The organism is Euzebya sp. (genome assembly GCF_964222135.1).
Lineage (GTDB): Bacteria > Actinomycetota > Nitriliruptoria > Euzebyales > Euzebyaceae > Euzebya.
In genome coordinates, this window is record NZ_CAXQBR010000003.1 from 62,149 (window position 1) to 81,057 (window position 18,909).

The 18,909-nt window shown below is 73.6% G+C and carries 12 protein-coding genes and 1 tRNA gene; 8 read left to right on the top strand and 5 right to left on the bottom strand.

Annotated features, from left to right (window positions below):
- Positions 1 to 18 precede the first annotated feature (18 nt).
- Positions 19 to 3,063, top strand: coding sequence for a UPF0182 family protein (locus tag ACEQ2X_RS01065; protein WP_370323885.1), 3,045 nt, complete (start codon positions 19 to 21; stop codon positions 3,061 to 3,063).
- Positions 3,064 to 3,240: 177 nt separating this feature from the next.
- Positions 3,241 to 3,314, top strand: a tRNA-Met gene (locus ACEQ2X_RS01070).
- 151 nt (positions 3,315 to 3,465) lie between these two features.
- Here ACEQ2X_RS01070 and ACEQ2X_RS01075 read toward each other — a convergent pair.
- Complete coding sequence (locus ACEQ2X_RS01075) at positions 3,466 to 3,891, bottom strand: tyrosine-type recombinase/integrase (RefSeq protein WP_370324058.1); 426 nt, start codon at positions 3,889 to 3,891, stop codon at positions 3,466 to 3,468.
- On the opposite strand from ACEQ2X_RS01075, the gene ACEQ2X_RS01080 reads away from it, so the two are divergent.
- Positions 3,805 to 4,242, top strand: a complete 438-nt coding sequence (locus tag ACEQ2X_RS01080; RefSeq protein WP_370323886.1) for an amidase family protein — start codon at positions 3,805 to 3,807, stop codon at positions 4,240 to 4,242. The two genes, ACEQ2X_RS01075 and ACEQ2X_RS01080, sit on opposite strands and share 87 nt — an antisense overlap.
- A gap of 1,799 nt (positions 4,243 to 6,041) precedes the next feature.
- Here the strand turns inward: ACEQ2X_RS01080 and ACEQ2X_RS01085 are convergent.
- Entirely contained in the window at positions 6,042 to 7,175 is a 1,134-nt protein-coding gene (locus tag ACEQ2X_RS01085) for a BTAD domain-containing putative transcriptional regulator (protein WP_370323887.1), read from the bottom strand.
- Between the two features lie 732 nt (positions 7,176 to 7,907).
- Here ACEQ2X_RS01085 and ACEQ2X_RS01090 point away from each other — a divergent pair.
- The gene (locus ACEQ2X_RS01090) at positions 7,908 to 9,260 is read left to right on the top strand and encodes a cell wall-binding repeat-containing protein (protein WP_370324059.1); all 1,353 of its coding nucleotides are present in this window, start codon (positions 7,908 to 7,910) and stop codon (positions 9,258 to 9,260) included.
- A 357-nt stretch (positions 9,261 to 9,617) separates the two neighbouring features.
- Positions 9,618 to 10,286 carry a hypothetical protein gene (locus tag ACEQ2X_RS01095; protein ID WP_370323888.1) on the top strand — a complete coding sequence of 223 codons (669 nt, stop codon included), beginning with the start codon at positions 9,618 to 9,620 and terminating at the stop codon, positions 10,284 to 10,286.
- 20 nt (positions 10,287 to 10,306) lie between these two features.
- On the opposite strand, the gene ACEQ2X_RS01100 is transcribed toward ACEQ2X_RS01095, so the two are convergent.
- From ACEQ2X_RS01100 to ACEQ2X_RS01110, 3 genes are read right to left on the bottom strand one after another with little or no spacing between them, the layout of a single operon-like run.
- On the bottom strand, positions 10,307 to 10,519 hold the full coding sequence (locus ACEQ2X_RS01100) for a hypothetical protein (RefSeq protein WP_370323889.1): 213 nt from the start codon (positions 10,517 to 10,519) through the stop codon (positions 10,307 to 10,309).
- A complete protein-coding gene (locus ACEQ2X_RS01105) occupies positions 10,512 to 10,796 on the bottom strand; it encodes a hypothetical protein (protein WP_370323890.1) in 285 nt (94 codons plus the stop codon). Before ACEQ2X_RS01105 ends, ACEQ2X_RS01100 begins: the two co-directional genes overlap by 8 nt.
- Positions 10,797 to 10,855: 59 nt before the next feature.
- Positions 10,856 to 13,933: a cell wall-binding repeat-containing protein gene (locus ACEQ2X_RS01110; RefSeq protein WP_370323891.1), complete on the bottom strand. Its 3,078-nt coding sequence runs from the start codon at positions 13,931 to 13,933 to the stop codon at positions 10,856 to 10,858.
- Between the two features lie 157 nt (positions 13,934 to 14,090).
- On the opposite strand from ACEQ2X_RS01110, the gene ACEQ2X_RS01115 reads away from it, so the two are divergent.
- The 3 genes from ACEQ2X_RS01115 (at position 14,091) to ACEQ2X_RS01125 (ending at position 18,889) form a co-directional block, all read left to right on the top strand.
- Entirely contained in the window at positions 14,091 to 15,275 is a 1,185-nt protein-coding gene (locus ACEQ2X_RS01115; protein ID WP_370323892.1) for a hypothetical protein, read from the top strand.
- A gap of 41 nt (positions 15,276 to 15,316) precedes the next feature.
- On the top strand, positions 15,317 to 17,770 hold the full coding sequence (locus tag ACEQ2X_RS01120; protein WP_370323893.1) for a cell wall-binding repeat-containing protein: 2,454 nt from the start codon (positions 15,317 to 15,319) through the stop codon (positions 17,768 to 17,770).
- Between the two features lie 129 nt (positions 17,771 to 17,899).
- Positions 17,900 to 18,889, top strand: coding sequence for a metal ABC transporter solute-binding protein, Zn/Mn family (locus ACEQ2X_RS01125; protein ID WP_370323894.1), 990 nt, complete (start codon positions 17,900 to 17,902; stop codon positions 18,887 to 18,889).
- The last annotated feature ends 20 nt before the right edge of the window (positions 18,890 to 18,909 follow it).

Below are 18,909 nucleotides of genomic sequence, written 5' to 3' on the forward strand. Positions count from 1 at the left end.
TAGGTTGGGCGGTCAACCATGAACCTCCTCACTGAGCTGCGCCGACGGTGGCTCCTCGTCCTCATCGGTGTGGTCGTCCTGGCGGCCCTCGTGGGGCCGCGGGTCGCGACCTTCTACACCGACGTCCTGTGGTTCCGGTCCGTCGGGTACACCGAGCGGTTCTTCAGCCTCCTGTACACCCGCTTCGGGCTGGGGATCGCCGCCGGCATCGTGATGGCCGTCCTGATCGGGGTGAACCTCTGGCTCGCCCGGCGCGCGGCACCGGACTTCCGCCTGCCGACCGAGGCCGAGGAGGTCATCGAGCGGTACCGACGGGCGGTCGAGCCGTTCACGCGGGTCGCCATCATCGTCCTGGCCATCGCCGTCGGGATCGTCGGCGGCGCCGCGCTGGTGGGGGAGTGGCGGACCTACCTGCTGTGGGCCAACGGCGGCTCGTTCGGGATCGACGACCCGCAGTTCGGGCTGGACCTCGGGTTCTTCGTCTTCGACCTGCCGTTCTGGACCATGGTCAACGGCTGGCTGTTCGGCGCGGTCGCGGTGACGATCGTCGCCACCGCCGCGGCGCACTACCTGTTCGGCGGCATCCGCCCGCAGTCGCCGGGCCAGAAGATCACCGGTGGGGCGAACATCCACCTCTCGGTGCTGCTCGCGGCCCTCGTCGCGGTCCGCGCGTGGGGGTTCTGGCTGGACCGGTTCCACCTCAGCTACTCCGAGCGCGGGCTGGTCACCGGGCTCAGCTACACCGACGTCAACGCCGAGCTGCGCGCGTTCACCCTGCTGACGGTGATCGCCGCGGTCTGCGTGCTGCTGTTCCTCGCGAACATCCGGTTCCGCGGCTGGGTGCTGCCGAGCGCCGGCGTCGGGATCCTGCTCGTCGCGTCCCTGGTGCTCGGCGGCGCCTACCCCGCCGCCATCCAGGCGCTGCGCGTCAACCCCCAGGAGCTGCCCCGCGAGCGGCCCTTCATCGAGCGCAACCTCCAGATGACCCGGTACGCGTTCGGGGTCGCAACCGACGAGCAGGCCCTCGACGGGGACGGCGACGTCGTCTACGAGGAGTTCGGGGCGACCACCAACCTCGAGCGCGACGACATCATCGACAACTCCACCACCCTCGAGGCGATCCGCCTGTGGGACCCCGCCACCCTGCAGAACACCTACAACCAGCTGCAGGAGCTGCGCCCCTACTACGACTTCCGCGACGTCGACGTCGACCGCTACGACATCGCCGGTGACCCCCAGCAGGTGATGATCAGCGCCCGCGAGCTGAACATCAACGACCTGACCGAGCCGTCGTGGCAGAACCAGGCCCTCATCTTCACCCACGGCTACGGGGTCGTGTCCTCGACGGTGTCGACGGCCGCCGCGAACGGCCAGCCGGAGTTCGTGTCACGCGACATCCCGAACGAGGGCGTGGAGGAGCTCGACCTCGAGCAACCGCGCATCTACTTCGGCGAGGTGTCCCCGCCCTACTCGATCGTCGGGACCGAGGAGGACGAGTTCGACTTCGAGACCGACGTCGAGCAGGTGTTCAACCGCTACGACGGCGCGGACGGGGTCAACGTCGGCGGCCTCCTCAACCGCATCGCCTTCGCCATCCGCTACGCCGAGCCGAACATCCTGCTGTCGGGGCTGATCGACGGCGACTCGCGCATCCTCTTCAACCGGCGCATCCGCGACCGGGTCAGCGAGATCGCCCCGTTCCTGCAGCTCGACCACGACGCGTACCCGATCGTGGTCGACGGCCGGGTCAAGTGGGTCCAGGATGCGTACACGATCAGCGACATGGTCCCGTACTCCCAGCGGATCGACCTCGCTGCGGCGACCCAGAACATCGAGCGCGAGACCGTGCTGGTCCAGACCCCCGAGGGCGTCCAGACCCAGGAGCAGGTCGTCGGCATCCCCGCCCTCGAGGGCGAGGCGAACTACATCCGCAACTCCGTCAAGGCCGTCGTCGACGCCTACGACGGGACCGTGGACCTGTACATCACCGACCCCGACGACCCGATCATCCAGGCGTGGCAGCGGGCGTTCCCGAACGTCTTCGTCGATGCCGACGAGGTCCCCGACGACATCCGCGCGCACTTCCGCTACCCCGAGGACCTGTTCAGGGTCCAGTCCCGCGTCCTCCTGCGGTACCACATCCCGAACGCGGACGGCTTCTACAACAACTCCGACCTGTGGGAGCTGCCGGTCGACAGCGCCTTCGCGGACAACAACGCCGACTCCCGGCTGAACCAGCGGACGTTCCCGCCGACCTACCAGCTCATCCGCCTGCCCGAGCAGGAGGAGGAGACCTTCAGCCTGATCCAGCCGTTCAGCCCCGCCGAGCGCGAGGTGCTCAGCGCCTACATGGCGGCGTCCAGCGATCCGGAGACCTACGGGGAGATCCGCATCCTCGAGATGCCTCCGAACCGGACCGTCTTCGGGCCCGAGCAGGTCTTCGCCCGGATCAACCAGGACAACGACGTCGCCCAGCTCCTCACCCTGCTGAACCAGGAGGGGTCCGGCGTCGTGTGGGGCAACCTCATCGTGGTGCCCGTCGAGGACTCCCTGCTGTACGCCCTGCCCCTATTCCTCCGCGCCGAGCAGTTCGACATCCCCGAGCTGCGCCGCGTCGTGCTGGTGTACGGCGACGACGTGGTCATGGGCACGAGCCTGCAGGAGGGGTTGGAGACCCTGTTCGGCGACCTGCCCGACGACGTCGTCGAGGCGGAGGCCCTGCCCGAGGGGGAGGAGGGCGAGGTCGACGCCACGCCGATCCCCGGCGACGAGGGCGACGGCGCCGAGGGCGTCGAGGTGGACGCCGACGTCCAGGCCCTGATCGCCCAGGCCATCGAGGCGTTCGCCCTGGCGGACCAGGCGCTGTCCGAGGGCGACCTCGGGACGTACCAGGAGCAGGTCGAGATCGCCGAGGACCTCCTCAGCGAGATCGACCAGGCACTGGGCGGGACCGGCCAGGTCGGGTCCGCGGGGGGTGGCGCCGAGGGGAGTGGCACCGCCGGGACGGAGGCCCCGGAGGCTTCGGGCGGGGACCAGGCCACGGAGTCGCCGGACGGCGGCTGACCGCCTCTGACCGCACGTTCTCGGGTCCGCCACGGCGGCGGACCGCACATCGTCCCGGACTGTCCCGGACGACGTGCAGCCGGGCCCCGCGCAGAGCCGGACGACGTGCAGTTGGCCGTCGTCAGACGCGCGCCGGGCACGGCTTGCACACCTCGTCGAGCACGCTACAGTTCTTCGTGCGAGGTGGAGCAGTTCGGTAGCTCGCCGGGCTCATAACCCGGAGGTCGTAGGTTCAAATCCTGCCCTCGCAACGACGAAGTACCAGGTCAGAGGCCCTTCCAATCGGAAGGGCCTCTCCGGTTTTTGGCCATTGGTCACAGAATGGTCACAGGAGTTCGGGGCAAGGTCATCCCGGCTGGCCCGCGGGCATGTGGCGCTGGTGCGGGAGGGTTCGGGGACCCCTCAGAGGTCGATCGCCCGGGCGATCTCGTCGGCGGTCGCAGCTTGCAGCGTCGGGATCGCGTGGGAGTAGGTGTTCATCGTCGTCGTGACGCTCGCGTGTCCGAGCCGCTCCTGGACGATCTTCGGGTGGACGCCTGCGGCGAGTGCGGCGGTCGCCGAGCTGTGGCGCAGGTCGTGCAGCCTGATGCGCGGCAGACCGGACTCACGGACGTGGCGGGCGAAGCGCTGCGCCAGCCCGTCCGGATCGATCGGTGAGCCGTCCCTCAGGTCGAAGACCCAGCCGCCATCTGGCCGGAGTCCGCGGCCGGTCACGGCGCGCTCCTCGAGCCGCTCGGCGCTGTGGCGTCGCAGTGCCTCGACCGTGGCTGCATCGAGGTCGACCCGGCGGGTCCTCGCCTCGGGGATCGGATCCGACCGCTGCTCGATCTCGACATCGTCTCGAGCGACGACCGACGAGACGCACACGAGTCGATCGACCGGATCGCGCGCATCCTCGACCACTTCTTCGCCGACTTCGACATCCTGCTGTGCCCCGTGTGCCCGACCACGGCCCCACCCCACGACCGACCACGCCTCGAGATCGGCGACGAGTCGGTCCCCGCGCGTGCCATCATGCGCGCAACGGTCCCGTTCAACCTGACCGGGCACCCCGCGCTGTCGGTCCCCTTCGGCACCGCCGGCGACGGGCTCTCGATCAACGTCCAGATCATGGCTCGCCCCACCCACGACGAGGTCGCCCTCGCCCTCGCAACCGCCCTCGAGCACACGAAGATGTGAACCGTGGCCCGCAGCTGCTGCTGGTGGTGATCGCTGGCGCAGTGGGTCATGAGCGGCTGGTCCGCCCCGAGCCGGTCGCGTACTCGAGCAGCTCGGCGAACGTCGTCGACGTCGCCTGCTCCCGCCCGCGGCGTCGGGTGTCCACGTCCAGCAGTCCCTCGAGCTGCGCGCGGTGCACAGGTCCGTGCACGGGATCCATCGCGACGGGGTCGAAGCCGAGCCGCGGTCCCCAGCGCTCAACCTCCGCCAGCAGCGTCGCGGCCCGGGTGCTCTGCCCCGCCATCGCCTCGGCCACGGCGAGGGTGTTGATGGCGGCCAGGGGCCCGGTCCGCTCGCCGCTGCCGATCGCGGGCGGGAGCACCCCGCGCAGCTCGACGCCGGCCTCGGTCGGGCGGCCGAGGTCGATGAGGAGCTTGGCGGCGAACCAGGCGCTCGATCCCTCCGCCCACTGGTGGCCGGCGACCTCCGCGGTCGCGCGTGCTCGACGCAGCCCGTCGAGGGCCCCGGCCGGGTCACCGCGGACGGCGAGCAGCTGGGCGGCCACCATCTCGATCTCCGCGCGAGCCCAACCCGGGAGGGCGGCCACGTCGATCTCGCCGAGGACATCGGCCGCAGTGGTCACGTCCCCGGCCCCCGCTGCGACCAGCGCCCGCAAGCCGTGCGCGCGGGCCGCCACCACCGGGTCGTCCGCGCGCAGCGCGATCGCGAACCCGGCGTGCTCGTGCACCTCGTCGACGCGTCCCCCGAGGTACTCGAGCAGCGCGAGGGCCAGGTGCGCCCTGGCCCGCAGGGGGTCAGGGGCCGAAGGCGCGGCGGCCAGTGCCAGGCCGAGCCAGCGGCGACCCTCAGCGACGTCCCCGAGGCGGTACCAGTACCAACCCATGTGACCGGCGACCGCGAGGGACACGGCGGGGTCCCCGCCGTCGAGTCCGTGGGACAGGGCGCGCCGGATGTTGGCCTGCTCGTCGGCGAGCCTCCGCCACCACCGGCCGCCCTCGGACGTCCGCAGGCCCGCGTCGGCGCGGGCCGTGAGGCGCGCGACCCAACGCGCGTGGGCGTCCTGGAGGTCGGCCAGCCGTCGTGCCGGCAGGCCGTCGATCGCATGGCGGCGGACGCTGTCGAGGAGCCGCAGCCTGCGCCCGGGACCGCCGCGTCCCGGCACGACCATGCCACGGAGCTCCAGCTCGCCGAGCCCGCGTCCCACGTCCTCCGGCGACGTGCCGACGTCTCCCAGCACGCCGACCAGCGCGGGTCGGACGAAGCCGCCGGTGAACACGGCCGCGGCCGCCAGGGCCGCTCGGGCCGCGTCACCGAGCTGGTCGGTGCTCCACGCGATCGCCGCGTGCAGGGTGCGGTGGTGACGCCGCGTGGCGGGACCGCCGCCGAGCAGGCGCAGGCGGTCGTCCAGTGCAGCGGCGATCTGATCGGGCTCCAGCCGGTCGACCTGCCCGGCGGCCAGCTCGATCGCCAGCGGCATGCCGTCGAGCTCCCGACAGACGGTGCGGATGTGGGCCATCGCGCCCGGGCCGGGCCGGAAGCCGGGGACCGCGCGGCGTGCCGCGGCGATGAAGAGCCGGACGGCCTCGCCGTCCGGTGCGAGGTCGAGGGGGCCGAGCGTCAGCAGCCGCTCGCCATCCACGCCGAGCGGCGCGAGACCGGTCGCCACGATGCGCAGCTCGGAGCAGGCCGTCAGGGTCTCCACGAGGTCCGCCGCGCCGTCGGCGACCGCCTCGCAGCCGTCGAGCAGCAGGATCCCGCGCCGGTCGCCGATGGCGCCCACCAGAGCAGCCGACGTCACGTCACCGGTGGCCACCCCGACCGCGGCGGCGACCGCCTGGGGGACGTGACCGTCGTCGACCAGGGCGCCGAGCTCGGCATGCCACGGCCCCTCCGTCCCCTGCTGCGCGGCCACGGCCGCGGCCGCGTGCTCGCGCACGAGCCGGGTCTGGCCCATCCCCGACACCCCCCCCACGGTGACGAGCCCCGGCCGGTTCGCCGCATCGGCCAGGGCCGCCAGCTCGGCGCGGCGGCCGACGAAGGCCGTCCGACGTCGCGGACGGCGCGGCCGTCGTCACCTCGCGACGCGCGGCGACGAGGGGCCCGCCCGTCGGGTCGAGGTCGCCGCGGAGCATCGCCTGCTGGAGGTCGCGGAGTCGGCGGCCGGGGTCGACGCCACGCTCCGCCCGGAGGTGGTGGTCCAGGGCGCGGAACGCCTGCAACGCGTCGTCGCGTCGCCCGGCGGCGTACATCGCGCGCAGCCGGAGCTCCTGCACGCGCTCGTCGAGGGGGTGGGCACCGGCGAGGTCACGGAGGTCCTCCACCACCTCGCCGCCGCGACCGAGCCCCACGAGCACGTCGGCGCGGTCGGTGCGGATCGCGGTGCGCAGCGCCTCGAGCCGGACCCGGTGCGACGGGACGACGGGGATGTCGTCGAGGCCGGCCAGCGGTTGACCGCGCCACTGCGCCAGGCACCCGTCGAGCAGCCGGAGCGCGGCCGTGGGATCGCGGTCGCGGACGGCTGCGGCCTCGCGGTGGTCGCGCGCCACCCGGTGCGCGTCGACGTGGGCGGGATCGATGTCGAGGACGTACCCGCCCGCGGTGTGGACCAGCGCGGTGCCGACCGCCCGGGACCGGAGCCGGGAGAGGTGCGCGGGCAGCGTCGTGCGGACCGACGGCGGCGCGGCGTCACCCCACAGGGCGGCCGCCAGGCGCGAGGCGGGGACCGGATCGCCGACGTGGAGCGCCAGGTGTGCCAGCGCGGCCGCCGCGAGCGCGCCACGGACCTCGATGCGCACACCGTCGATGCGGACCTCGACGGGACCGAGGACACCCACCTCGAGCTGTGGCACGAACGGACTCCCATGCCGGGCCGACTCCACGCCGGCGACCGCACCTCGACGACTGCACCCCCGATCATTGCACGTCGATTGCACGCGGTTGCCCGGTCCTCACCCACCGCGTCAGGCTGCTCGCGCCATCCGCGCGGGGTGGCGGACACGACGAGGGGAGCAGCCATGCCGCACGGACCGGTGCACCGCCGGGGACGTCCGCGTCCCCTCCTCCTCGCCGTCCTGCTCTGCGCGACCGCGGCCTCGACCGCCGTGGCGCCGATCGCGGTGGCGCAGCCGGGCTCGGGCACGATCGTCTACGTCCAGGACGACCAGATCTGGATCGCGACGCCCGACGGCTCGCAACGGCACCAGGTCACCACCGAGGGCCGCTGGTTCGGCCCGTCCATGGCCGATGACGGGACGATCATCGCGGCAACGGACGGGGCCGAACCCGACGAGGGCCTGCTGGTCCGCATGACACAGGGCGGCGAGGTCCTGTCCGCGTTCGTGCCCGACGTGCAGTTCGACCTCGGCCTCACGGGCACGGAGGTGCAGCCGAGCGGCGAGCTGGTCGCCTACGGCACGATCGGCGGCGATCTCGGATCGGTCGAGCGGGCGACGTACGTCGTCGACGCTGCCGGCGAGCCGCCGACGTCCGTCGCCGGCGTCGGCCTGGAGGCTGCGTACGGCTGGTACCCGGGTACCGACGTGCTGGTGACGTCGGAGTACGACACGATCCGCTACCTGCTTCCCGGCCGCGACGCCAGCGAGGAGTGGATCGACCGCTACAACCTCGTGCCCAACGACATCGACGTCAGCCGTGACGGGGCCCTGATGGCCATCGCCGGCTGTGACTTCGGATCGTCGGGGGACACGTGCGAGCAGATCGAGCTGCACGAGCTCTCCGGCCCGCCGCCGGCGGCGACCGTCCCGGTCAGCTGTCGCATCACCCACCCCGACGGCCACGTCTACGACGCGGTGGCCCTGTCGCCCGGCGGAGGGGGGGTCGCGTACGCGATCAGGCCACCGGACTCCGTCGTCGCGCAGGTCGTGGTCCACCCCGATGCGGACGTCCGGTCCTGCGACCTCGATGCGCCGGTGGTGCTCGGCGACACGACGACCACGTTGGACTGGTCCCCGGCGCCGTTCGACCCGGCCGGTGGCGGTGGGCCGCCTGCGCCGGGCGGCGGACCCGCGCCCGACGCCCCGGTGATCTCGCTGGCCGACGGCGGCCGGGTCGATGGCGGCGGTGCCGAGGACCCCGTCGGCCAGACGATCGCCACGTCCCGATCGGCGTGGGGCGACGGGGAGGCCGAGCTGGTGGTCCTGGCCACTGCCGACCGGTTCCCGGACGCGCTGGCCGGCGCGGCCCTGGCGGGCGAGCGCGGGCCGATCCTCGTGACGCCCTTCGCGGAGCAGCTCGACGCCCGGGTCGCTGCTGAGATCGCCCGCGTCACAGGCGGTGACGGCATCGCGCTTGTGCTCGGTGGGACCAGTGCCGTCAGCGAGGGCGCCGCCGCCGCGGCGGGGGAGGCGGCGGGTGCCACGAGCTGCCCGGCGCCGTACCCCACCGACTGCCGCTACGCCGGGACCGGCCGGGAGGACACCGCCGCGCGGATCGCGTCGACCGTGCTCGACCGCGACGGCGACCTCGGGGTCGTCCTCCTCGCCCGCGGGGACGCGTTCGCCGACGCGATCACCGGCGGCGCATACGCCGCGGAGGCCGGGATCCCGATCCTCCTGACCCCGTCCACGCAGCTCGACGCCGGCACCGAGGCGGTCATCCGCGACCGCGGCATCGAGGAGGTGATCATCCTGGGCGGCACCGCAGCCGTCTCCGACGCGGTGGCCGACGCGCTCCCCGCGACGGTTCGGCGGGTCGCTGGTGCGGACCGGACCGAGACGAGCGCGGCCATCGCGACCGAGCTGTGGCAGTCCGAGGGCCTCGCCGGTGGCGGCGTGCTGCTCGTGAACGTCCGCGATGAGCGCGGCTGGCCGGCGGCGCGCGCGGCCGCCGGCGTGTCGGCGCTGGCCAACGCACCCCAGCTCGGCGTCGAGGACCCGCCCGCTCCGCCGGGCCGGGCGGTGCTGGACGCCGCCGACGCGCTCAGCGGACCCGTCGCGACGTACGCCTCCACAGCGCTCGTCTCCGACGCCCAGCTCGCCGCCGTGGAAGCGGCACGATGACGCGGGCGACGGGCCTGGCCGAGGTGCAGATGGCCACAGGCGCCCGGCGCAGCCGGACGCCGAGGTCGCAGCGGTGGTCTCGCGCGGCTGCCGCCGGCCGTGACCGGTTCCGCCAGCACCTCGTCGACGCCCCGGGCACGACGGGGCAGGCTCGCACGCGGTCGATGCCCGTGGGGTGACGCCGCCGTCGGCGAGCGCGCACGGCGCCCCGCCCGATGCCAGACTGTGGCGACGTGGGCAGGGCGCGCGCGGGAGCGGAGAGGGCAGGACATGGGGTGGTTGTCGCGGAGCCGCGCCGGCGGCACGGGGGTCGACCGGTTGAGGGAGCGGGCCATGACGCACCGGGATCATCTGCTGGTGGACCGCACGTGCCGCGAGCTGCTCCGCATCGGCACGCCGGAGGCCCTCGACGTCGCCCTCGACGCGGTCGCGGCCGGGCGGTTCCACCCGTGGACGACGCAGACGGCCCTGGACGCCATGTGCGATGACATCGCCCGCCGGTGGTCGGCGGCGACGCCCGAGGGGCGGACGTCCCTGGCCCGCATCCTGGTCAAGACCGACGAGGGCCGCCAGACCCTCCGCGACCTGCTCGGCGGGCCGTCGGAGCCCTGGACGCTGATCTGCGCGCAGTGCGGCGCGGACGTGGTGACCATCACGAAGGTCCCGCCGCTGTGGCCGTGCGCGGACGTTCGGGGGAGGTTCCGCGTCGATCCCGACGGCGGGCACCTGCTCGTCGGGGACCCCGCCGCCGGCATCCCGATGGGGCATCGTTCGGGGCAGGGACCAGAGGGCGCCGCCTTCGACGCGCGTGATGTGTCGACCCTGGCGCGGGAGCTCCGGTGGGGGTTGCGGTTCGTCTGCCCGGAGGAGCCCACCGTCTGGTGCCCTGACCACGTCGAGGTCATGGTCACGAACGAGCGCACCGACCTCGACGACGGCTGGCATCAGGTGGTCACGACCCACGTCGCCACCTACCCCGACGGGCACCGCCGCGAGGTCGCTCGTCGGACCATCACGGACGCCTGACCACTGGGCCAGGAGCGCCGTCAGAGCGCGGCGTCGTCGGCCCACCAGGCAGACGCGTCCTCCGATCGCCGCCGCCGGTCCTCCGCCAGGGCTCCGGTCGCGACGGCGAGATCGATCGTGCCGAGGAGCCACTCCCACCGCTCGGTCGGGGTTCGCCGCGCCCATGCCCGGGACTTCACGTCGATGTCGTACGCCCACCCGTCGCCCAGGGCGGGGATGTCGACTTCATCCATGGGACTGAAGCCGCCGCAGGGCGTCGATGTCCGCCAGGTCCCAAGGGAGCGGCGGCTCGGCGAACAGGTCCACCTCGCGGCGCGGGTCCAGCGGGTCGTGCAGTGAGAAGACCGTCAGGTCGCGCTGCTCCACCCAACGGCGGCGGATCTCCGGGTTCGCGAACTGGACGGCCGGGACCGGCAGCCGCGGGACGAGGCCCATCGCGTCGAACACCTCGAGGGCCCACCGCACGTTCGCCTCCTGGAGATCGACCACGAGGTCGAGGTCGACCGTCATCCGAGGGTGGCCGTGGACCACGACCGCCACCCACCGACCACCACGCCCTTGGTCCACGGCTAGCCCAGCTGGCCCCCGGTCCGCCGGCGGCGACGGATCGCCAGCGCCAGGAGCGCGACGGCCCCGACCACCAGCGCGGCGTCCCCTCGTGGGAGGGAAGCGACCCCGGCGGTCTGCGGCTCGGCGTCTTCCGCGGGTGCCGTCTGGAGCAGGATCGCGACGATCGCGTCCTCGACCTCGGCCGTGATGGTGGAGGTGTCGCCGACGAGGCGGATCAGTCGGAGGGCCTCGCGGTTGCGCGTCAGCAACGCCTCGAGCTCGTCGGCACCGCCCTGACCGTCGATCAACGCGAAGCTGGTCCCGGCGATGGCGGACTGCGGGCCGGCGGCCAGCGCCTGCGGCCAGTCCAGGCCCGTCGCGAGCGTCAGCGCCCCGGGGTCCATCCCCTCCGCGACGGCCTCGTCGTAGACCGCGAGGGAGGTCTGGTACCGCGTGTCACCGGCCAGGCGGCGGGTCGTCACGCCCGCCCCGTCGGCGATGCCCTGCTCCACCGCCGCGCTGACCGCGGCGTCGCCACCGGCAATCACGACCTCGTCGACGCCGAGGTCGGTCAGCGCCGCGGTGGTCGCCTCGGGCAGCCGGTCGCGGTTCACCAGCAGGATCGGGTCGCCGCGGAATCCGGCGTACGGGGCCACCGAGACCGGGTCGGGCCAGCCGCGCGCGGGGTCGGTGTGCTCGCCCTCCACCACGAAGGCGGTCCCCGTGGCGCTGCCGAGCTCGGCCGCGCTCAGCGCCGCGGTCTCGAACCGGTTCTCGCCGCCGATGCGGCGCACCGTCAGCCCGTCGGCGACCAGGGCGTCCTCCACGGCCTGGCTCACCGCCGCCACGCCGCCCAGGATGACGACCTCCTCGGCGCCCAGCCGCTCGATCTCGGCCTCGGTGGCCGGGTCCAGGGCGTCCGTCGGCGTGTACAGGAGCGGCGCGCCGAGGTCCGCTGCGAGCGGACCGCCGGCGAGGTTGTCGGCGTAGTCGTCGACCCGGCCGAGCAGGGCCACCGGTGCGCCGTCGCCGAACGCGTCGACGCTCACCGCGATCGCGGTGTCGATGGCGCCGCTGCCGTCGATGCGCTCGATCGGGATCGGGGACCCGCCCGCGAACTGCGCCGGCGCGGGCAGCGTGACGGAGTAGATGTCGATCGCGTTCCGCCCGCCCTCGGTCAGGCGGAAGTCGCCGGTCGCGCCGGTGTAGGTCCAGGTGCCGTCGGTGTTCTCGGTGATGTCGAAGATCGCCGAGACCCACTGGTCGGCAGCCTCGGGGATGAACCAGGCGACCTCTGTGAACTCGAAGGTCCCGTCCGGGTGCTCGATGTAGTCGACCACCTGGGTGCCCTGGGAGTACCAGCCCATGAAGATCCGGTTCTGCCCCGGGATCTGGTGGAACACGTGCGCGGTGCAGATCGTCGCCTGCGCGCCGGTGCGGACGGGGGCGCGGTAGATGGCCTTGTCGCCGCCCTCGCCGGTCTCGGGGTCGGCCGGGGTCCTCGCGTAGCTCTCGAAGGCGACCTCCGGGTCGAAGGACGACTCCTCGGCGGTCGTCACCGGCTCGGGCCGCTCGGCGAGCAGCCGGTCGGTGGCGTAGGCGTGGATCCCGCCGTTGCCAGCCGTGTTGTCCACGCCCTGGACGCAGGTGGCGCCCGGTGGCAGCACGCCGCCGCCACGCTCGTCGGTGGTCAGCACGAAGTCCCCGGAGTGGGTGAACTCCGCCTCGTGGTTGAAGTCGATGTCCTCGGTGGCGGGCTGGGACGGGTCGGCGGAGCCGGTCGTGCTCTCCCGACCCATGTGGTACGCGCTGGCGATGTGCTCGACGCCCGCCACCGATGGCGCGCCCGCCTCGATCCACCCGGCGACGCTCAGGTCGATCGGGTCGGTGTCGGTGCCGCCCTGCACGCAGTCGAGCACCGGTGCCCCGGTGGCCCGGTCGGGACCGGACGTGCTCGCCCGCAGCCGGCACGGCAGTGGGTCCCCGTTGATCGTGTCGTCCGTCCGATCCTCCGGTGTCCCCGCGTCGTCGAACATGCCGGAGATGTCGAAGGTCATCAGCGCCGCGCCACCCGCGCAGGTGAGGGTGTCGTCGGGGAAGACCTCGAGCTCGTGGCAGCCGTAGATGCTGCCCGTGTTGGTGTGGCCGAGGGCCATGTCGAGGTCGTCGTAGCGGTAGCGGTAGACCAGCGGACGGCAGCCCTCGTCCTCGGCGAACCCGCCGTCGGCGGCGATGCCCCGCTTGTCCTCGGTCGTGGCGTCGGCGGGGAAGTCGAGGCAGCTCGAGATGTCGAGGACCTCGAAGCCGTCCAGCCCGAGCCCGCCGCACTCGTTGCCGCGGATCAGCTCGCCGGTGTCACCGTCGTCGTCGCAGTCGTCGGCGTCCGCGGCGACCCCGATCGAGTCGGAGGTGACCGAGTACACGATGTGTGGTCGCGACGGGTCGACGTTGACGGTGTGGGACTCCCCGATGTGGCTGACCAGCGCGATCTCGACCGGGGCGGTCACATCGGTGATGTCGATCAGCTCGAGCCCGCCCTGGGGCGCGTCGAGCAGGCCCTGCCCGGTCAGGCCGCCGTCGTGGCAGCGGCCCGGCGCGTCGGAGGCGTCGATCAGCAGCTGGGCGTCCTCCCGCACCGCGAGGTCACCCCAATCGGTGTTGAGGGGCACGTCCCCCTTCGGCGTCGCCTCGACGTCGTGCTGGAGGCCCAGCGCGGAGGCCGGGTCGGTGATGCAGGTGGCGGAGGGGTGGCCGGCCACGAACGACGGCGCCACGGCCCCGTCCTCGTCGGTCAGCTGGACGATCGTCTGACCGGCGGAGTTCCCTCCCGCGGCGATCGTGCCGACCGAGGCGTAGGTGATGCCGCCCTGGGTGAAGAAGTCCAGGTCGGAGTGCGGGTTCCCGGTCGTGAACGAGCCGAGGTGCTCCCACTCCGCTCCCTCCCCGCCGCTGTTGATGCCGGTCCCGCCGGCAGGCGCGAAGGTCGCGCCCCCGACCGCCGGGTGGTCGGCTGCGGCGATGCCCGGCACCGCCAGGAGGGTCGCGACCGCCAGCGCGGTCACCACCAGCACCGTCGTGGTCGCTCGACGTGGTCCCATGGCCTGCCTCGCCTTCGGCTCGCCCTGACTGCGGGTGGGGTCCACCAACCAACCACACCGCCGGCTCGCTGGCGACCCCGTGCGTGGAGGGTTCGCCGTCGGCGGACGCCATCCCTGCCGTAGTCTGCGATCGGATGTCCTCGATGCCGGCGCGCGCATGATCGTCCTGGCCCACCCGCTCGTCGACGCGGCCGGACTCGGCGTGCCGTCAGCGGTGGTCGCGGCCGCGGCGCTGCTGGTCGTGCTCCTGATCTCGTCACGTGCCGGTGCGCGCACGCCGCGGCTAGGTCGCGGGGTGGGGGGCGCCGGCGGTGCACGGCTCGTCGTCGGCCGGGCCGTCGGGCTGGGGCTACTCGCCATGGCGATCCTGGCGGGCCGACTGGGGCCGCCCGGCCAGCTCGACACGATCACGACCGCGCTGGTGATCGGCGCGGGCTGGCCGCTGCTCCTGCTCGTGAGCTTCGTGGCCGGCGACGTCTGGCGGCTGCTGAACCCCTTCGACACCCTCGCGCGCGGTCTCGAGGCCGTCACCGGCGGGTCCGCCAACCGATCCACGCCGCGCCTGGGGTGGGTGGCCGCCGTGGGGGCGGTGACGTGGACCTGGTGGTTGACGGTGTTCCCGCAGGCGCTCGCGCCGCGCTCGATCGCGCTGGCCCTCGGCGGCTACACGATCTTCGCGCTGGCGGGCTGCCTGGTCACCGGTCGTCGCACCTGGCTGGACCGGGCCGAGGTCATGTCCGTGGCCCTCGGGGCCATCGGCCGGTCCGGACGACACCGATCGCGGGCCGCCCAGCCCCGCGCGGTCCACGCCACGATGGGGATCCTCGCCGGTGGGCTGCTGTTCGGGGAGGTGCGGTTCTCGCGCTGGTGGCTGCACCAGCTCGATCAGCTCGGTGCCGACCCCTACGGCGACGCGGCGGTCGGCATCGGGTTCGCGGTCGCGGTCACCCTGGGGGGCGCGCTCGCACTGGCCGCGGGTGCGTGGGGCCGTCGGGAGTCGGCCGAGTCCGCGGTGGCGGACGTGCACGCCGGGGTCGTGGTCGCCCTCGGCCTCGCGCTGGCGATCGAGCGGGACCGGTTGTGGACGTCGGTCCAGCTGCTGGTCATCCGCGCCGGCAGCCCGTTCGGGGGCGACGTCGACCTCTTCGGCACGGCGTCGTGGCCGCTGCACCCCTGGCCCTTCGGTGACGCAGCCAGGGTCTGGGTCCAGGTCGCGGTGGTCACGGCCTGCGGGGCGGTCGCGCTGACCCGGGCCCGTCGCGCCGCACGCGGCAGCCAGGCCGCCACCGCCACCGCGACGGGGTGGCTCGGGGTCGCCCTGTTGTCCATCGCGACGGCCTGAGCGCAGCAGGAGTCGCCGCGCTCGACGCCGAACTCCACCCCATGAGCCGCACCGCCCGCCGCCGGGCCGCCGTCCTCCTCACCCTCGCCCTGCTCGCCCTCGGGGCCCCGCACGCCGTCGGCCAGGACGACGAGCCGACGATCACCTCACAGGTCATCACCAGCTTCGACGGGACCGAGATCTTCTCGACGCTGTTCCTGCCCCCAGGGACCACCGAGGACGACCCGGTGCCCCTCGTCATGCGGACCCACGGGTGGGGCGGGACCGGGGAGACGACGGTCGGCGGCACGCTCGAGCGCCTCCTCGACGCCGGCTACGCGGTCGTGACCTGGGACCAGCGCGGGTTCGGGCAGTCCGGCGACGTCGCCCACGTCGACAAGCCCGAGTTCGAGGGGCGGGACGCGATGGCGGTCCTCGACTGGGTCGTGGCCAATGCCCCGATCGCCGAGGAGGCGCCGGGTGACCCGGTCGTCGGGATGACCGGCGGGTCCTACGCCGGGGGCATCCAGACCGCGACCGCGTCGATCGACCCGCGGATCGACGCGATCGCCCCCGAGATCAGCTGGTCGGACCTGCGGTACTCGCTGTACGAGAACGGCGTCGTCAACTTCGCGTGGTCCCAGCTGCTGTTCGTCGCCGGCGCCGCCACGGCCGGCACCGGCGGGCTGAACCCGGGCAACGCCACCGGCGTCGAGCCGGGCATCTACGCGCCGGAGCTCGCACAGGCCGAGATCGAGGGGCTGCTGCTCGGCACCCCGAGCGAGTCCTCCCTCGAGTTCTTCGCCGACTCGAGCCTCGACCACTACGGCATCGAGACCCCGGTCAGCGTCCCCACCCTCGTGATGAACGGCAGCGTCGACACCCTCTTCGACCTCTCCGACGGCTACCGCATCCACCGCCACGTCCGCGACCAGGGCATCCCCTCGCGGTACATCGCCTTCTGCGGCGGCCACGTCGCCTGCCCGGCCAGCTACGCCGAGCTAGACGACCGCCGCCACCTCGACGAGGCCATCCTCACCTGGTTCGCGCGGTACCTCCGCGGTGAGGACGTCGACACCGGCCCGACCGTCGAGTACCGGACCAACGAGGGCGTCTGGCGCGGCGTCGAGGACTTCACCGGTACCGACGTCGCCACCGCGTCGCTCGAGGCGAGCCTGGTCCAGACCGGTCTGCCCGATCCCTCCCAGGCCCAGGGCCTGCCGACGATCGCGCTGCCCTCCACCGACGGCGACCCGCAGATGGCATCGGTGGAGGTGCTGGCGGCCGACGACGGCCCGGTCGACCTCCTCGGCATGCCCACCCTCGAGATCGAAGTCAGCGGCCAGGGCACGCTCGCCCACGTGTTCGCCAAGCTCGTCCACCGCGAGGCCCGCGAGGTCGTGAACCTCCAGGAGACCCCGCTGCGGGTCGACCTGACCGCCGACCCCGAGCCGGTCACCCTCGAGATGTCCGGCATCGCCTACACCCTCCCGGAGGGCGACCACCTGGACCTCCAGGTCACCACCACGTCGTTGATGCACCTGCCGGCGCGCGTCCCTGCGCAGGTGGAGGTCGCCGCCACCGTGTCGGTGCCCACCCGGCAGGCGCCGCTGGCCGTCGAGCGCGTGGCCGGCGACGACCGGATCGCCACGGCCATCGCGGCCAGCCGGCACCAGCACCCGCTGGGCGGCGCGGACACCGCGGTCATCGCCCGCCAGGACGTGGCCGCCGACGCGCTGGCGGTCGGGCCGCTCGCGGACCGCCTCGACGCACCGGTGCTGCTCACGCCCCGCGACCAGTTGGACGCCCGCGTGGCCGGCGAGCTCGACCGCCTGCTGGGGGAGGGGGCCGGCACGGTCCTGATCGCCGGTGGCGAGGCGGCGATCAGCCCCGCGGTCGAGCAGGCGCTCGCCGACACCGGTCGCACCGTCGAGCGGGTCGGCGGGGCCACCCGGTTCGACACCGCGGCGCAGATCGCCGACCACCCCGATGCCGGCGGTGGCCCGGTCCACCTGGCCGACGGCGGCGGGTACGCCCCCGCACTGCTGGCCGGGTCCGCCGCCACCACCATCGACGGCGTGGTGCTGTTGACCGACGGCGCGACGATGCCGACGGCGACCGCGACGTGGCTCGAGGCGGCCGGTGACCGCGAGGTCGTCGCCATCGGTGACGCCGCGGTGACCGCAGACCCAGAGGCGCAGGCGATCCCGGGTGCCGACCCGGCAGCGCTGTCGGTCGCCGTCGCCGAGCACGCCTGGGAGGACCCCACCGCGGTGCACCTCGCCAGCGCCGACGACTTCCCCGACGCCCTCGCCTCGATCCCCCTCGCCGGTCCCGGTGGCGACGATGCCGGCGGGCCGCTCCTCCTCGTCCCGGCCGACGGTGCGCTGCCGGAGCCGATCGCAACCTACCTGGGGGAGGCCGCCGTCGACGTGGACCGGGTCCTGGTCGTGGGCGGGGTGGCCGCGATCGGCCAGGCCGTCGTCGATGCGGTGGTGGCGCTGCTGGCCGGGTGATGGCGCGGGCGGTGACCCGACCGGCCTGACCGCCGGGGTCCGCGCTGCGCCGTCGAGGGAGGAGTGGCACACTCCCGAGCAACTGAACATGAGATCCGTTGTCATGTTCGCCGCCCGTCTGGAGATCCCGTGCCCCGCCTGCCGCGCACCGCCATCCCGGTCGCCCTGCTCGTCCTGCTCGTCCTCACCCTCGCCGCCTGCGGTGGGGGCGAGGCGACGCCCAGCCCGTCCGGGGACGCCGCGCAGGACGGCCGGCCGTCGATCGTGGTGACCACCACGGTGCTCGGCGACGTCGTTGGCCAGCTCGTCCAGCAGGACGCCGACGTCGAGGTGCTGCTCCCGGTGGGCGCGGACGCGCACGCCTTCACCCCCAGCGCCGCGCAAGCCGAGGCGGTGCGCGCCGCCGACCTCCTCGTTACGAACGGCGGCGACCTGGAAGAGGGCCTGCTCGATGCGATCGAGGCGGCCGAGGAGGACGGCGTCAGGGTCGTCCACGCGCTGGACCACGTCGACGTCATCGAGTTCGGAGCGGACGACGACCACGCGGAGGCACCTGAGGACGGCCACGAGGACGGGCACGACCACGACGGCGCGGACCCCCACTTCTGGACCGACCCGCTCCGCATGGCCGACGTCGTCACCGCCCTGGGGGAGGCGCTGGCCGACAGCGACGACCGCGACATCGACTGGGCGGCGCGGGCCGACGACCTGGCGGGGCAGCTCGAGGCCGTCGACGCGGAGGTCGTCGAGATCCTCGACGCCGTGCCCGACGCCCGACGCCGGCTCGTCACCAACCACGACGCGCTCGGCTACTTCGCCGACCGGTACGGCTTCGAGGTGGTCGCCACCGTGATCCCCGGCGCCACCACCCTGGCCGAGCCGAGCGCGGCCGACCTCGACGAGGTGGTCCACGCGATCGAGGAGGCGGGTGTCCCCGCGATCTTCGCCGAGACCAGCGCCGCGCCGCGGCTCGCCGAGGTCGTGGCACAGGAGGTGGGCGGCGACGTCGAGGTCGTGACCCTCCACACCGAGTCCCTCAGCGAGCCCGACGGCCCCGCGGCGACCTATGAGGACCTGCTGCGGTCCAACGCCACCGCGATCGCTGAGGCGCTCGGCTGACGGCCTGGCATCCTCTGAGC

Bases quoted from the DNA above. Each gene is read 5' to 3' on its own strand.
- ACEQ2X_RS01100 (WP_370323889.1), bottom strand. From the start codon at position 10,519: ATGGATGAAGTCGACATCCCCGCCCTGGGCGACGGGTGGGCGTACGAC.
- ACEQ2X_RS01110 (WP_370323891.1), bottom strand. From the start codon at position 13,933: ATGGGACCACGTCGAGCGACCACGACGGTGCTGGTGGTGACCGCGCTG.
- ACEQ2X_RS01105 (WP_370323890.1), bottom strand. From the start codon at position 10,796: ATGACGGTCGACCTCGACCTCGTGGTCGATCTCCAGGAGGCGAACGTG.
- ACEQ2X_RS01065 (WP_370323885.1), top strand. From the start codon at position 19: ATGAACCTCCTCACTGAGCTGCGCCGACGGTGGCTCCTCGTCCTCATC.
- ACEQ2X_RS01120 (WP_370323893.1), top strand. From the start codon at position 15,317: ATGAGCCGCACCGCCCGCCGCCGGGCCGCCGTCCTCCTCACCCTCGCC.
- ACEQ2X_RS01090 (WP_370324059.1), top strand. From the start codon at position 7,908: ATGGCCATCGCCGGCTGTGACTTCGGATCGTCGGGGGACACGTGCGAG.
- ACEQ2X_RS01115 (WP_370323892.1), top strand. From the start codon at position 14,091: ATGATCGTCCTGGCCCACCCGCTCGTCGACGCGGCCGGACTCGGCGTG.